Annotated in this window: 18 protein-coding genes; 15 read left to right on the top strand and 3 right to left on the bottom strand. The window is 55.7% G+C overall.

The window, feature by feature from the left end:
* The first annotated feature begins 2 nt into the window (after positions 1–2).
* Together P349_RS04840 and mdcH are read left to right on the top strand one after the other, a co-directional pair.
* On the top strand, positions 3–620 hold the full coding sequence (locus P349_RS04840) for a malonate decarboxylase holo-ACP synthase (protein ID WP_032648373.1): 618 nt from the start codon (positions 3–5) through the stop codon (positions 618–620).
* Positions 620–1,516: a malonate decarboxylase subunit epsilon gene (gene mdcH, locus P349_RS04845; protein WP_032648375.1), complete on the top strand. Its 897-nt coding sequence runs from the start codon at positions 620–622 to the stop codon at positions 1,514–1,516. Before P349_RS04840 ends, mdcH begins: the two co-directional genes overlap by 1 nt.
* A 62-nt stretch (positions 1,517–1,578) precedes the next feature.
* Here the strand turns inward: mdcH and P349_RS04850 are convergent, their stop codons facing one another.
* Positions 1,579–2,511: a LysR family transcriptional regulator gene (locus tag P349_RS04850; protein ID WP_032648377.1), complete on the bottom strand. Its 933-nt coding sequence runs from the start codon at positions 2,509–2,511 to the stop codon at positions 1,579–1,581.
* A 15-nt stretch (positions 2,512–2,526) separates the two neighbouring features.
* Positions 2,527–4,431, bottom strand: a complete 1,905-nt coding sequence (locus P349_RS04855; protein ID WP_032648378.1) for an ABC transporter ATP-binding protein — start codon at positions 4,429–4,431, stop codon at positions 2,527–2,529.
* A gap of 138 nt (positions 4,432–4,569) precedes the next feature.
* On the opposite strand from P349_RS04855, the gene kefG reads away from it, so the two are divergent.
* The 4 genes from kefG to slyD all read left to right on the top strand — a co-directional run bounded on the left by kefG (position 4,570) and on the right by slyD (position 7,825).
* Complete coding sequence (gene kefG / locus P349_RS04860; RefSeq protein ID WP_014885493.1) at positions 4,570–5,121, top strand: glutathione-regulated potassium-efflux system ancillary protein KefG; 552 nt, start codon at positions 4,570–4,572, stop codon at positions 5,119–5,121.
* Positions 5,121–6,926: a glutathione-regulated potassium-efflux system protein KefB gene (kefB, locus tag P349_RS04865; protein WP_032648380.1), complete on the top strand. Its 1,806-nt coding sequence runs from the start codon at positions 5,121–5,123 to the stop codon at positions 6,924–6,926. Before kefG ends, kefB begins: the two co-directional genes overlap by 1 nt.
* A gap of 13 nt (positions 6,927–6,939) precedes the next feature.
* Entirely contained in the window at positions 6,940–7,140 is a 201-nt protein-coding gene (locus P349_RS04870) for a YheV family putative zinc ribbon protein (protein ID WP_010436300.1), read from the top strand.
* Positions 7,141–7,234: 94 nt separating this feature from the next.
* Positions 7,235–7,825, top strand: coding sequence for a peptidylprolyl isomerase (gene slyD, locus P349_RS04875; RefSeq protein ID WP_024907947.1), 591 nt, complete (start codon positions 7,235–7,237; stop codon positions 7,823–7,825).
* 51 nt (positions 7,826–7,876) lie between these two features.
* Here the strand turns inward: slyD and P349_RS04880 are convergent, their stop codons facing one another.
* The gene (locus P349_RS04880; protein ID WP_024907948.1) at positions 7,877–8,095 is read right to left on the bottom strand and encodes a protein SlyX; all 219 of its coding nucleotides are present in this window, start codon (positions 8,093–8,095) and stop codon (positions 7,877–7,879) included.
* Positions 8,096–8,333: 238 nt separating this feature from the next.
* Between P349_RS04880 and fkpA the strand changes: the two genes are divergently transcribed.
* From fkpA to P349_RS0124590, 9 genes are all read left to right on the top strand, one after another.
* Positions 8,334–9,152: an FKBP-type peptidyl-prolyl cis-trans isomerase gene (gene fkpA, locus P349_RS04885; protein WP_023309460.1), complete on the top strand. Its 819-nt coding sequence runs from the start codon at positions 8,334–8,336 to the stop codon at positions 9,150–9,152.
* Positions 9,153–9,318: 166 nt separating this feature from the next.
* Complete coding sequence (locus P349_RS04890) at positions 9,319–10,041, top strand: helix-turn-helix transcriptional regulator (RefSeq protein WP_003861697.1); 723 nt, start codon at positions 9,319–9,321, stop codon at positions 10,039–10,041.
* Positions 10,041–10,427, top strand: coding sequence for a sulfurtransferase complex subunit TusD (tusD, locus tag P349_RS04895; RefSeq protein WP_032648382.1), 387 nt, complete (start codon positions 10,041–10,043; stop codon positions 10,425–10,427). The genes P349_RS04890 and tusD overlap by 1 nt, the downstream gene beginning before the upstream one ends.
* The gene (gene tusC, locus P349_RS04900; protein ID WP_032648384.1) at positions 10,427–10,786 is read left to right on the top strand and encodes a sulfurtransferase complex subunit TusC; all 360 of its coding nucleotides are present in this window, start codon (positions 10,427–10,429) and stop codon (positions 10,784–10,786) included. The genes tusD and tusC overlap by 1 nt, the downstream gene beginning before the upstream one ends.
* 7 nt (positions 10,787–10,793) lie before the next feature.
* Entirely contained in the window at positions 10,794–11,081 is a 288-nt protein-coding gene (tusB, locus tag P349_RS04905; RefSeq protein ID WP_024907951.1) for a sulfurtransferase complex subunit TusB, read from the top strand.
* A gap of 124 nt (positions 11,082–11,205) precedes the next feature.
* Complete coding sequence (gene rpsL / locus P349_RS04910; protein ID WP_000246815.1) at positions 11,206–11,580, top strand: 30S ribosomal protein S12; 375 nt, start codon at positions 11,206–11,208, stop codon at positions 11,578–11,580.
* A 96-nt stretch (positions 11,581–11,676) separates the two neighbouring features.
* Positions 11,677–12,147 (top strand): 30S ribosomal protein S7, encoded by a 471-nt coding sequence (gene rpsG / locus P349_RS04915; protein ID WP_004106370.1) that lies wholly within the window; start codon positions 11,677–11,679, stop codon positions 12,145–12,147.
* 96 nt (positions 12,148–12,243) lie between these two features.
* Positions 12,244–14,358, top strand: coding sequence for an elongation factor G (gene fusA / locus P349_RS04920; RefSeq protein WP_008503004.1), 2,115 nt, complete (start codon positions 12,244–12,246; stop codon positions 14,356–14,358).
* Between the two features lie 69 nt (positions 14,359–14,427).
* Positions 14,428–14,764, top strand: a 337-nt coding sequence (locus tag P349_RS0124590; RefSeq protein ID WP_019725119.1) for a GTP-binding protein, incomplete at its 3' end; no start/stop codon positions are given.

The following is a 14,764-nucleotide window of genomic DNA, read 5'->3' as shown; positions in this document are numbered from 1 at the left end:
TCATGACCACAACATTACGCCCGCACGACCTCATCTGGCTTACCGCGCGCGACGCGCTGGAAGGCATCACCGAATCCTGGGTGGAGGCGGCCTGGCATACCGGCCTGCCGGTGGTGGTGCGGCGTGATGTTGACAGTGAAGGCCGGATCCCCGTTGGCGTGCGCGGACTGCGCCGCGACCAGCGGGCGGCCGGGTGGGTGAAGCCGGAAAACGTGTTACGCGTGGTTTCACCGGAAGACCTGAGCGTTGCGGCCGATCTGCTGCGCTCGCCGTTTGTTACCCAGCCACCCGTTCAGGTGGCGCTGCAGCTTTCTCAGCAGGCGTGGCCGTGGACGTGGGGCATTACCGGCAGCACCGGCTACGCGCTGGCGACCGGTATTCCGGTTATTCATGCCGACAGCGATCTTGATCTGCTGATCCGCGCCCCGCACGCCGTTTCCCCTGATGCGTTTGCTGGCTGGCAGTCTCAGCTTAGCCGGGCGCTGTGTCGGGCGGATACGCAGGTGGATACCCCCGAGGGTGGCTTTGCGCTGGCAGAGTGGCTGCGCGACGGCAAAACGCTGCTGAAAACCCGCCGAGGACCGCGCCTGGTGGCGGATCCGTGGCGCAGGGAGGAGTGATGAAAATAGTGTTTACCTTTCCGGGACAGGGCACGCAGCACGAAGGTATGCTGCAAAACCTGCCGGGAACGGAACTGGCTCAGGCGCATGAGGTGCTTGGCGCCGAAGTGGATACGCTGGATAGCGCAGACGCATTAACCCACACCCGCGCGGTTCAGCTTTGCCTGCTGATTTCAGGCGTGGCCTGGGGGCGCGAGCTGGAGCGGCGCGGCGTGACGGCGGATATCGTTAGCGGGCTGTCCATCGGCGCTTATCCTGCGGCGGTTGTCGCAGGCGCACTGGACTTTACGGACGCGCTAAAGCTGGTGGCGCTGCGTGGCGATCTGATGGAGCAGGCGTATCCGCACGGCTACGGCCTGACGGCAATTATGGGGCTCACCCTGCCGCAGGTGGAAGACCTTATCCAGGGCACCGGAACCTACATTGCCAACCTGAACGCTGAAACGCAGATCGTGATTGCCGGAAGCGATGACGGGATGGCGCAGGCGGCGGCACGCGCGCTGGCGAAAGGGGCGAGCAAGGCCAAACGGCTGGCGGTAAGCGTGCCGTCCCACTGTGAACTGCTGGCGGAACCGGCACAAAAGCTGGCGGCGGCGTTTGAATCCGTCACGCTTTCACGCCCACGCTGCGCCTATCTGAGCGGCAGCACCGGGCGCGTGCTGTGGCAGCCGGAAAAGATCGCCGACGATCTGGCGATGAACATGGCGCGTACGGTGCGCTGGCAGGAGGCGATGATTTCAGCGAATGAACGCGAAGCCCGGCTGGCGATCGAGATGCCGCCCGGCGGCGTGCTGACCTGCCTGACGCGTCAGGCGCCGTGGGAAGGAGAGACGATTTCACTGGAGCGCAGCGGGGTGGACGTTGCGGTGCATCTGGCGAAGCGGCTTCAGCGGTGAGAATTTTGCCCGGTAGCGGCTGCGCCTTACCGGGCCTACGGGTTCGATTGCCTTGTTTTGTATCACGTATTTTCCTGCAGGCTGCGCGCATACATCCGCCCTTCGGCGGCTAATGCCCGCAGGCTCGGGTCCTGCTCGCGGTTGCGGGCAAAGACGATCGCGATCAGCTGCTGCATCTGGTACGGCTCCGCCAGCTTCAACAGCTGGACGGAATTCTCATACACTTTCTTCATCCTGCCCGGCATTAGCGTAAATCCAACGCCTGCCTGCACCAGGCTCAGCATCGAGAAGATGTCATTTACGCGCGTGACGATTTCCGGCTCGAACCCGGCGATATGAAAGGCTTCCTGAAACCCTGCATACGTGGCAAACCCTTCTGCAAGAGCGACAAATTTCTGGTCTTTGTAATCACGCAGATCCGCGGGTCCGCGGGTATTCAGCGTGGCGGAAGCCGGTGCGGCAAGGAAAATGTCGTCGTGGAACAGGGGCAGCACTTCAAGGCTGTTACGGTCAATGTCGCTTTCGGAGATGGAGATAAGAATCGCGTCCAGCAAGCCTTCATCCAGCATGTGCAGCAGGGTGTCGTTGGAGCCCATCGTCAGATCCATCTCCAGATCCGGACGGCGCAGCTTCATGCCCATGATCAGGCGCGGCACGGTTTCCAGGGTGAGCGAGTAGAGCGTCCCGACTCGCAGCCGCCCCTGACCGATCCCGGCAATTTTGCGCGACTCTTCCAGCCCGCGCTCCATCACCTGCATCACCTCCTGGCAATACTCCAGCAGCGTCCAGGCGGAAGGCAGGGCAATCAGGTTGCGCCCCTTGTGGGTGAAGAGCGGGCAGCGCACGTTCTCTTCCAGGGTGTGCAGCGCACGGTGCACGCTCACGCCGCTCAGGCCCAGAGTTTCGGCGGTACGCGCGATATTCCCCTTCTCCATAAACGTCATGAAGATGCTGAGCTTGCGGAATGTAATCTCGCTCGTGTTATCGAAACTCATAACCCTCCCGGCGTGTTATTCAGCCTGCAGCATCGCTTCCAGCTGTTCCTGTGCGTCGAGCCACGCCATTTCGCACTCTTCGAGGCTGGATTTGGTCTTCGCCTGGGTTTGCAGGCAGTCCGTCAGCTCAGCCTTGCGGCTCTGGTCATACAGCCCGCTGTCGCCGAGCTTCTCTTCAACAGCGGCAAGCGTGGCGTTGAGTTTTTCCATCTCTTTTTCGAGACGGGTAATCTCTTTACGCAGCGGCTGCGTCTGGGTGCGCAGCTCCGCTTCACGACGCTTCTGGCCTTTACGCGCCTGCGCGCTGTTGGCGTTATCTTTCGCGGACTCTTCCGGCTGGTTTTCCTGCTTCTGCACGTCCGTCAGCCACTGCTGGTAGTCTTCCAGATCGCCGTCGAACGGTTCGACTTTGCCGCCATGCACTAAATAGAGATCGTCCGTGGTGGAGCGGATCAGGTGACGGTCGTGCGAAACCACAACCAGCGCGCCTTCGAACTCGATCAGCGCTTCGGTCAGCGCCTGACGCATATCGAGATCCAGGTGGTTGGTCGGTTCATCGAGCAGCAGCAGGTTCGGGCGCTGCCAGACGATCAGCGCCAGCACCAGACGGGCCTTTTCGCCGCCCGAGAAGCGCTCGGTGTTTTCCGTCACCTTATCGCCCTGGAAGCCGAAGCCGCCGAGATAGTCGCGCAGCTTCTGCTCCATCTCCTGCGGTGCCAGACGCGCGAGGTGCTGAATCGGCGATTCATCCGCGCGTAAAAATTCCAGCTGATGCTGGGCGAAGTAGCCAAGCTTGATGCCCTTCGCCAGGCCGATTTCACCGCTGACCGGGCTAAGCTCGCCCGCCAGCAGCTTGATCAGCGTCGATTTACCGGCGCCGTTACGCCCCAGCAGGCCAATGCGCGAACCCGGCACCAGGTTGAGCTTGATGGAGTCGAGAATAATGCGGTCGGCATAGCCCGCGCTGACCTTCTCCATCTTCAGCAGCGGGTTCGGCAGACTTTCCGGCTCGCGGAAGCTGAAGTGGAACGGGTTATCCACGTGCGCCGGGGCAATCATCTCCATGCGTTCCAGCATCTTGATACGGCTCTGGGCCTGCTTGGCTTTTGAGGCTTTGGCCTTAAAGCGATCCACAAAGCTTTGCAGGTGCGCCACGCGCTGCTGCTGGCTTTCGTACATGGACTGCTGCTGGGCAAGGCGCGTCGCGCGCTGACGCTCGAAGGAGCTGTAGTTGGCGGTGTACTCGAACATCGTTTGCTGTTCGATGTGAATGATTTTATCCACTACCGGGTCGAGGAAGTCGCGGTCGTGGGAGATCAGAATCAGAGTGCCCTGATAGCTCTTGAGCCACTTCTCCAGCCAAATAACCGCATCGAGATCGAGGTGGTTGGTCGGTTCATCGAGCAGCAGCAGGTCAGAGCGACAGATCAGCGCCTGCGCCAGGTTGAGGCGCATACGCCAGCCGCCGGAGAAGTCGCTGACCGGGCGTTCCAGCTGTTCATTGCTGAAGCCCAGGCCGTGCAGCAGGCTGGAGGCGCGGGAGCGAATGGTCCACGCGTCGATAGCGTCCAGCTTGCCGTGAACGGTGGCGATGGCGTGACCGTCGTTGCGCTCGTTAGCGGCGTTAAGTTCCGCCTCGAGCTTACGGTATTCACGGTCGCCGTCGATAACATAGTCGAGTGCCGGTTCGCTCAGCGCGGGCGTCTCCTGGTTTACCCAGGCGAGCTGCCAGTTCCCCGGGAAGGTAAAGTTACCGCCATCCGCGCTAATCTCGTTTTTCAGCAGTGCCAGCAGGGTGGATTTACCACAGCCGTTTTTGCCGACCAGGCCCACTTTTTGGCCCGGGTTGATGGTAGCAGTGGCGTTATCCAGCAGGACGCGCACGCCGCGACGAATTTGTAACGAGGAGAAAACAATCATAGAAGCGCCGTATGTTCCGACTATGTTAATTTGTCATTATGATAATGTAAGGTGTGGGCCATTTTCCGCACCGGGCCGCCATGGTAGCCCAAAACAACGACGATACACAAAAACAGAAACAAGACCGGGAGGGGAATGATGTCTCAGACAGCAAAAGTGCTGCTGCTGTATGCCCATCCGGAATCTCAGGACTCGGTGGCAAACCGGGTGCTGCTTAAGCCGGCCACACAGCTCAGCAACGTGACGGTGCACGATCTCTACGCGCACTATCCTGATTTCTTTATTGATATCCCTTACGAGCAGGAACTGCTGCGTCAGCATGACGTCATTGTGTTCCAGCATCCGCTTTACACCTACAGCTGTCCGGCGCTGCTCAAAGAGTGGCTGGACCGCGTGCTGAGCCGGGGCTTCTCCAGCGGGGTGGGGGGCAACCAGCTGGCGGGAAAGTACTGGCGTAGTGTGATCACCACCGGAGAGCCGGAAAGTGCTTACCGCCACGACGGGCTGAACCGCTATCCGATGAGCGATATTCTGCGGCCTTTCGAGCTGACGGCGGCGATGTGCCGTATGCACTGGATGAGCCCGATTATTGTCTACTGGGCCCGACGTCAGGATCCGAAAGAACTGGCCAGCCACGCCAGAGCCTATGGTGAATGGCTGGCGTCACCGATTCCGGCAGGAGGTCGTTAATGGAAGGATCGAATTTGCTCCTCGCCGGGGTGCTGTTTTTATTTGCGGCCGTCGTCGCGGTGCCGCTTGCGGCACGTATTGGTATCGGTGCGGTGTTGGGGTATCTGCTGGCGGGGATCGCGATTGGCCCCTGGGGACTGGGATTCATCAGCGATGTAGATGAGATTCTCCATTTCTCCGAACTGGGCGTGGTGTTCCTGATGTTCATCATCGGGCTGGAACTGAATCCTTCGAAATTGTGGCAACTCCGACGCTCTATCTTTGGCGTGGGCGCCGCGCAGGTGATGTTCAGCGCCGCGATCCTGGGTGGCCTGTTAATGCTGACCAACTTTTCATGGCAGGCGGCGGTGATTGGCGGGATAGGCCTTGCGATGTCGTCGACGGCGATGGCGCTGCAGCTGATGCGCGATAAAGGGATGAATCGCAACGAAGCCGGCCAGCTGGGCTTTTCGGTGCTGCTGTTCCAGGATTTGGCAGTCATCCCGGCTCTGGCGCTGGTGCCGCTGCTGGCGGGGTCCGGGGACGATCACTTTGACTGGGCGAAAATCGCCATGAAGGTGCTGGCCTTCGCGGGCATGCTGATTGGCGGTCGTTTCCTGTTACGTCCCGTATTCCGCTTTATTGCCGCGTCGGGCGTTCGCGAGGTATTTACCGCCGCGACGCTGCTGCTGGTGCTGGGGTCGGCGTTGTTTATGGACGCGCTGGGGCTGTCGATGGCGCTCGGGACCTTTATCGCCGGGGTGCTGCTGGCGGAGAGCGAGTATCGGCACGAGCTGGAAATTGCCATCGATCCCTTCAAAGGGCTGCTGTTAGGCCTGTTCTTTATTTCGGTGGGGATGGCGCTCAACCTTGGCGTGCTCTATACCCATCTGCTGTGGGTTGTGGTGAGCGTCGCCATCCTGGTGGCGGTGAAAACGCTGGTGCTGTACGTCATGGCGCGCATTTATGGCTTGCGCAGTGCGGAACGCATGCAGTTTGCCAGCGTGTTAAGCCAGGGGGGCGAGTTCGCGTTTGTGCTGTTCTCTACCGCCTCCTCCCAGAAGTTGTTTAAAGACGATCAGATGGCGCTTTTGCTGGTAACGGTCACGCTGTCGATGATGACCACGCCGCTGCTGATGAAGCTGGTGGATAAACTGCTGTCGCGCCGCCTGAATCCCACTGACGATGAAGACGAAGCACCGTGGGTGGAAGACGACAAGCCGCAGGTGATTGTGGTGGGCTTTGGTCGTTTTGGACAGGTTATCGGGCGTTTGCTGATGGCGAACAAAATGCGCATTACGGTACTGGAGCGGGATATCAGCGCGGTTAACCTGATGCGTAAATATGGCTATAAGGTTTACTACGGCGACGCGACCCAGCTTGAGCTGCTACGCTCGGCGGGGGCGGAAGCGGCAGAGTCCATCGTCATTACCTGTAACGATCCGGAAGATACGATGAAGCTGGTGGAGCTGTGTCAGCAGCATTTCCCGCATCTGCATATTCTGGCGCGTGCGCGGGGACGTGTTGAAGCTCACGAATTATTGCAGGCGGGTGTGAAACACTTCTCCCGTGAGACGTTCTCCAGCGCGCTGGAGCTGGGCCGTAAGGCGCTGATCTCGCTCGGCATGCATCCGCATCAGGCGCAGCGTGCCCAGATGCACTTCCGCCGGCTGGATATGCGGATGCTGCGCGAGCTGATGCCGGTCCATACCGATACGGCGCAGATCTCCCGCGTGCGGGAAGCGCGTCGCGAGCTGGAGGAGATCTTCCAGCGCGAGATGCAGCAGGAACGACGCCAGCTCGATGGCTGGGATGAATTTGAATAAAGGGTAACGAAAGATGGCTGTACGTAAACGCTTTATCGCGGGTGCAAAATGCCCGACCTGCCAGGCGCAAGATACCCTGGCGATGTGGCGGGAAAATAATATTGATGTTGTTGAGTGTGTTAAGTGCGGTCACCAGATGCGTGAGGCCGATAAAGAGGCCCGCGATCACGTTCGCAAAGAAGAGCAAGTTATCGGGATTTTTCATCCGGACTAGCGATATGCCCTGAGTTTTTTTAAGCTAAAGGGTACACAGGTGCAGATTTCCGCTACAATCTGCGCCAGCAATTTTCCCACGCTCAGGAGATATCATGAAAGTAGCAAAAGACCTGGTGGTCAGCCTGGCCTATCAGGTACGTACAGAAGACGGTGTGTTGGTTGATGAGTCTCCGGTGAGTGCGCCGCTTGACTACCTGCATGGTCACGGTTCCCTGATTTCCGGCCTGGAAAACGCGCTGGAAGGTCATGAAGTTGGCGACAAATTTGACGTTGCTGTAGGCGCGAACGACGCTTACGGTCAGTATGACGACAACCTGGTTCAGCGCGTTCCTAAAGACGTATTCATGGGCGTTGACGAACTGCAGGTTGGCATGCGCTTCCTGGCTGAAACTGACCAGGGCCCGGTTCCTGTTGAAATCACCGAAGTGGAAGATGACCACGTCGTGGTTGATGGTAACCACATGCTGGCTGGCCAGAACCTGAAGTTCAACGTAGAAGTTGTTGCGATCCGTGAAGCGACCGAAGAAGAGCTGGCTCATGGCCACGTTCACGGTGCGCACGGTCACGACCATGACCACGATCACGGCCACGACGGCTGCTGCGGTGGTCACGGCCACGACCATGGTCACGACCACGATCACGGTAAAGGTGGTTGCGGTAACGGCGGCTGCGGTTGCCACTAATTCCGTCATGCGGAAAATAAAAAAGCGGGATAATCCCGCTTTTTTTACGCCTCAATAATGAGGAGGTGGCGTCTCTTCTGACTGAGAGGCAATGTTTGACGGCTGCGTGGCCTTCAGCTTTTCCGTCAGCAGGCGCATATGATCCCGCAGTTTTGCCATTTCGAGCTCATGTGCGGTCACGGTCTGGTTTAGCTCTTCGATGGTGATGTCCTGAAAAGCCAGGCGGCTTTCCAGCTCAGCCATTCTCGCTTCTAATGCTGTATCCTTCATCATTCACCTCGTTTATTTCAGATTCGCCATATTGGTCCTGCGGCGGCGCAGTTTAACTGAGTTTATCCTTAAGTACAGTCCGCATCCCCTTGGCAGGAAACTTATTTAAACAAAAATAGTCTGAAAAGTGGCGAGAATTGGAAGTGTCTGTCTGTAGATTTCTTCCGCAACGTTTTATAGTACGTAACTCATTTACGTTTAACGCTGGGGTGAGAGTCCCCAGGCCCTGGAGATATGGATGAAATCACTGTTTAAAGTAACGCTGCTGGCGACGACGATGGCTGTTGCGCTGAACGCGCCGCTGTCATTCGCTGCTGATACTGCTGCGAAGCCTGCTGCCACTGCAGACAGCAAAGCGGCGTTCAAAAATGACGACCAGAAATCCGCCTATGCACTGGGCGCATCTCTGGGCCGTTACATGGAAAACTCTCTGAAAGAACAAGAGAAACTGGGCATCAAACTGGATAAAGCTCAGCTGATCGCGGGCGTTCAGGACGCATTTGCAGATAAGAGCAAGCTGTCTGACCAGGAAATTGAACAGACCCTGCAGGCGTTTGAAGCGCGCGTGAAGGGTGCCGCGCAGACTAAGATGGACGCGGACGCTAAAGACAACGAAGCGAAAGGCAAAGCCTACCGCGACACCTTTGCTAAAGAGAAGGGTGTGAAAACCTCTTCTACTGGCCTGGTGTACAAAGTTGAGAAAGAAGGCACCGGCGATGCGCCTAAAGACAGCGACACCGTTGTTGTGAACTACAAAGGTACGCTGATCGACGGTAAAGAGTTCGATAACTCTTACACCCGCGGTGAGCCGCTCTCCTTCCGTCTTGATGGTGTGATCCCGGGCTGGACTGAAGGCCTGAAAAACATCAAGAAAGGCGGCAAGATCAAGATGGTTATCCCACCGGATCTGGCCTATGGCAAAACCGGCGTGCCGGGTATCCCTGCCAACTCTACGCTGGTCTTTGACGTAGAGCTGCTGGACATCAAACCAGCACCGAAAGCGGATGCCAAGGCAGACGCGCCGGCTGACGATAAAGCCGCTGCTGCTAAGAAGTAATGCTGAAAAAAAACCGCCGCCTTTAAGGCGGCGGTTTTTTATTGTGGGGCAGATATAATTAACACTGGAAAGCGTTAGGCACGCTGTATTAATTTAGTTGTCCGTGTAGATAATGAGCCTGCCCTGAAAACCTAACGACAGGCTCCTGAAAAGGAGTGTTTTTTTCATGTCCAGGTCGCTTTTAACCAACGAAACCAGTGAACTTGATTTGCTGGATCAACGTCCTTTCGATCAGACCGACTTCGATATTCTGAAATCCTATGAAGCGGTAGTGGACGGGTTAGCGATGCTCATTGGCTCCCACTGCGAAATCGTATTGCACTCCCTGCAAGATCTGAAGTGTTCCGCCATCCGTATTGCGAATGGTGAGCATACTGGCCGTAAAATTGGTTCGCCAATTACCGACCTTGCATTGCGTATGCTGCATGACATGACCGGCGCGGACAGCAGCGTCTCCAAATGCTATTTCACCCGCGCCAAAAGCGGCGTGCTGATGAAATCAGAAACCATCGCGATTCGAAACCGCGAGCATCGTGTTATTGGACTGCTGTGCATCAACATGAACCTTGATGTGCCATTCTCGCAAATCATGAGCACCTTTATTCCGCCAGAAACGCCGGACGTTGGCTCTTCTGTTAACTTTGCCTCCTCCGTTGAAGATCTGGTGACGCAGACGCTTGAGTTTACGATTGAAGAGGTGAATGCCGATCGCAACGTCTCGAACAACGCCAAGAATCGTCAGATCGTGCTCAATCTCTATGAAAAAGGGATTTTTGATATTAAAGACGCCATCAACCAGGTGGCCGATCGTCTGAACATCTCCAAGCACACGGTCTACCTCTATATTCGCCAGTTCAAAAGCGGCGATTTCCTGGGGCAAGACAAGTAATGCGTTTTGCGTTAATGGTAACAGGCCCGGCGTACGGTACTCAGCAGGCCAGCAGCGCGCTGCAGTTTGCGCATGCGCTACTGGCGGCTGGACATGAGCTGGCGAGCGTCTTCTTCTATCGGGAAGGGGTGTATAACGCGAATCAGTTTACCTCACCGGCGAGCGATGAGTTCGATCTGGTGCGCGCCTGGCAGGCATTAAACGAAAAGCAGGACGTAGAACTGCACATCTGCGTGGCGGCGGCACTGCGCCGCGGCGTGACCGATGCAACCGAAGCCGCGCGTTCTGGTTTATCGGGTTCTAACCTGCAGCCCGGTTTTTCGTTGAGTGGTCTGGGTGCACTGGCACAGGCGGCATTAACCTGCGACAGAGTGGTGCAATTCTGATGAAGCGCGTGGCATTTGTTTTTACGTCTGCGCCGCACGGCAGCGCTTCCGGCCGCGAAGGGCTGGATGCGTTACTTGCGACGTCCGCGCTGACCGAAGATATCGGCGTCTTCTTTTTGGGGGACGGGGTGTTTCAGCTTCTGGCGGGTCAGCAGCCACAGGCCATTCTTGCGCGGGATTACATCGCTACCTTCAAAGTGTTGCCGCTGTACGACATTGAAACCCTGTATGTCTGCGCCGACTCGCTGGCCGCTCGCGGTTTGGATGAGAAGACGCCTTTCGTGCTGGATGTGACCGTCCTGTCTTCTGCTGCATTGCGCGAACACCTTTCCCACTACGACACCGTTCTGACTTTCTGAGGCCGCCATGCTCCATACTCTGAGCCATTCACCGTGGCAATGTGATATCGACGCGTTACTGAGTATGCTGCGCGAAGGTGACGATCTGCTGCTGATTCAGGACGGCGTGCTTGCCGCACTGGAAGGCAGTCGTTTCGTTGAAATTCTCACGAACGCCCCCATAACAGTCTCTGCGCTGAAAGACGATCTGGATGCGCGGGGTCTTTCTGGTCAAATTTCAGCCAAAATTGACGTGGTTGGCTATACTGATTTCGTCAATCTTACTGTGACGCACGCCAGTCAAATGAACTGGTGATCTGAGATCGCTGTATATTTCTTGACACCTTTTCGACGTAGCCCTAAAATTTCGCGTCCTCATATTGTATGAGGTCGATTTATTACGTGTTTACGAAGCAAAAGCTAAAACCAGGAGCTATTTAATGGCAACAGTTAACCAGCTGGTACGCAAACCACGTGCACGCAAAGTTGCGAAAAGCAACGTGCCTGCGCTGGAAGCCTGCCCGCAGAAACGTGGCGTATGTACTCGTGTATATACCACCACTCCTAAAAAACCAAACTCCGCACTGCGTAAAGTATGCCGTGTGCGTTTGACTAACGGTTTCGAAGTGACTTCCTACATCGGTGGTGAAGGTCACAACCTGCAGGAGCACTCCGTGATCCTGATCCGTGGCGGTCGTGTTAAAGACCTTCCGGGTGTTCGTTACCACACCGTTCGTGGTGCGCTGGATTGCTCAGGTGTTAAAGACCGTAAGCAGGCTCGCTCCAAGTACGGCGTGAAGCGTCCTAAGGCTTAATGGTTCTCCGTTAAGTAAGGCCAAACTGATTTATCTTAATGTCACACTAAACTCTTTGAGTTTTGGACAATCCTGAATTAACAACGGAGTATTCCCATGCCACGTCGTCGCGTCATTGGTCAGCGTAAAATTCTTCCAGATCCGAAATTCGGATCAGAACTGCTGGCAAAATTTGTAAATATCCTGATGGTAGATGGTAAAAAATCTACTGCAGAAGCAATCGTATACAGCGCGCTTGAGACCCTGGCTCAGCGTTCTGGTAAAAATGAACTGGAAGCTTTCGAAGTCGCTCTCGACAACGTTCGCCCAACTGTAGAAGTTAAGTCCCGCCGCGTTGGTGGTTCTACTTATCAGGTTCCAGTTGAAGTTCGTCCGGTTCGTCGTAATGCCCTGGCAATGCGTTGGATCGTTGAAGCTGCTCGTAAACGCGGTGATAAATCCATGGCTCTGCGTCTGGCGAACGAACTTTCTGATGCTGCAGACAACAAAGGTACTGCAGTTAAGAAACGTGAAGACGTTCACCGTATGGCAGAAGCCAACAAGGCGTTCGCACACTACCGTTGGTAATCCCTTCGGAGTCTTAGTCACCAGGCGGGCGCTTCAGAGAAGCCGCCCGCTCTGGGTAACTTAACTGAACGCCTAAAGATATAAACGAGGAATCAAATGGCTCGTACAACACCCATCGCACGCTACCGTAACATCGGTATCAGTGCGCACATCGACGCCGGTAAAACCACTACTACCGAACGTATTCTGTTCTACACCGGTGTAAACCACAAAATCGGTGAAGTTCATGACGGCGCAGCCACCATGGACTGGATGGAACAGGAGCAGGAGCGTGGTATCACTATCACCTCCGCAGCGACTACTGCATTCTGGTCAGGTATGGCTAAGCAGTACGAACCGCATCGCGTAAACATCATCGACACCCCAGGGCACGTTGACTTCACCATCGAAGTAGAACGTTCCATGCGTGTTCTTGACGGCGCGGTAATGGTTTATTGCGCAGTTGGTGGTGTTCAGCCACAGTCTGAAACCGTATGGCGTCAGGCAAACAAATATAAAGTTCCACGCATCGCGTTCGTTAACAAAATGGACCGTATGGGTGCTAACTTCCTGAAAGTTGTTGGTCAGATCAAAACCCGTCTGGGCGCGAACCCTGTTCCGCTGCAGCTGGCAATTGGTGCTGAAGAAGGCTTCACCGGCGTTATCGACCTGGTGAAAATGAAAGCCATCAACTGGAACGATGCAGACCAGGGCGTTACCTTCGAATACGAAGATATCCCAGCTGCAATGCAGGACCTGGCTGACGAATGGCACCAGAACCTGATCGAATCCGCTGCTGAAGCTTCTGAAGAGCTGATGGAGAAATACCTGGGTGGTGAAGAACTGACTGAAGAAGAGATCAAAAAAGCTCTGCGTCAGCGCGTTCTGAACAACGAAATCATCCTGGTAACCTGTGGTTCTGCGTTCAAGAACAAAGGTGTTCAGGCGATGCTGGATGCGGTAGTTGACTACCTGCCATCCCCGGTTGACGTTCCTGCGATCAACGGCATCCTGGACGACGGTAAAGATACCCCGGCTGAGCGTCACGCAAGCGACGAAGAGCCATTCTCTGCACTGGCGTTCAAAATTGCTACCGACCCATTCGTGGGTAACCTGACCTTCTTCCGCGTTTACTCTGGTGTGGTTAACTCCGGTGACACCATCCTGAACTCCGTGAAAGCGGCGCGTGAGCGTTTTGGCCGTATCGTACAGATGCACGCTAACAAACGTGAAGAGATCAAAGAAGTGCGTGCGGGCGACATCGCTGCAGCTATCGGTCTGAAAGACGTGACCACTGGTGACACCCTGTGTGACCCGGATCACCCGATCATTCTGGAGCGTATGGAATTCCCAGAGCCGGTAATCTCCATCGCAGTTGAACCAAAAACCAAAGCTGACCAGGAAAAAATGGGTCTGGCTCTGGGCCGTCTGGCGAAAGAAGACCCATCATTCCGCGTATGGACTGATGAAGAATCTAACCAGACCATCATCGCTGGTATGGGTGAACTGCACCTGGACATCATCGTTGACCGTATGAAGCGTGAATTCAACGTTGAAGCGAACGTGGGTAAACCTCAGGTTGCTTACCGCGAAGCGATTCGCGCGAAAGTTACCGATATTGAAGGTAAACACGCTAAGCAGTCTGGTGGTCGCGGTCAGTACGGTCACGTTGTGATCGACATGTACCCACTGGAGCCGGGCTCTAACCCGAAAGGTTACGAGTTCATCAACGACATCAAAGGTGGTGTAATTCCTGGCGAATACATCCCAGCCGTTGATAAAGGCATCCAGGAACAGCTGAAAGCGGGCCCTCTGGCTGGCTATCCGGTTGTTGACATGGGTGTTCGTCTGCACTTCGGTTCTTACCACGACGTTGACTCCTCTGAACTGGCGTTTAAACTGGCTGCGTCTATTGCCTTTAAAGAAGGCTTTAAGAAAGCAAAACCAGTTCTGCTTGAGCCAATCATGAAGGTTGAAGTAGAAACTCCTGAAGAGAACACCGGTGACGTTATCGGTGACTTGAGCCGTCGTCGCGGTATGCTGCGTGGTCAGGAATCCGAAGTAACTGGCGTTAAGATCCACGCTGAAGTTCCGCTGTCTGAAATGTTCGGATATGCAACTCAGCTGCGTTCTCTGACCAAAGGTCGTGCATCATACACCATGGAATTCCTGAAGTATGATGATGCGCCTAACAACGTTGCTCAGGCCGTTATTGAAGCCCGTGGTAAGTAATCCACAGGATTAAAACCTAAGTCCCGTGCTCTCTCCACAGGGGAGAGCACTATAGTAAGGAATATAGCCGTGTCTAAAGAAAAATTTGAACGTACAAAACCGCACGTCAACGTTGGTACTATCGGCCACGTTGACCATGGTAAAACTACCCTGACTGCTGCAATCACTACCGTTCTGGCTAAAACCTACGGTGGTTCTGCTCGTGCATTCGACCAGATCGATAACGCACCAGAAGAAAAAGCTCGTGGTATCACCATCAACACCTCTCACGTTGAGTACGACACCCCGACTCGCCACTACGCACACGTAGACTGCCCAGGCCACGCCGACTATGTTAAAAACATGATCACCGGTGCTGCGCAGATGGACGGCGCGATCCTGGTTGTTGCTGCGACTGACGGCCCAA

Origin of the sequence: Enterobacter sp. DC4 (assembly GCF_000568095.1) — a bacterium.
Lineage (GTDB): Bacteria > Pseudomonadota > Gammaproteobacteria > Enterobacterales > Enterobacteriaceae > Enterobacter > Enterobacter pseudoroggenkampii.
The sequence above is the reverse complement of the archived record's forward strand: the minus strand, read 5'-3'. Positions and strand labels throughout refer to the sequence as shown.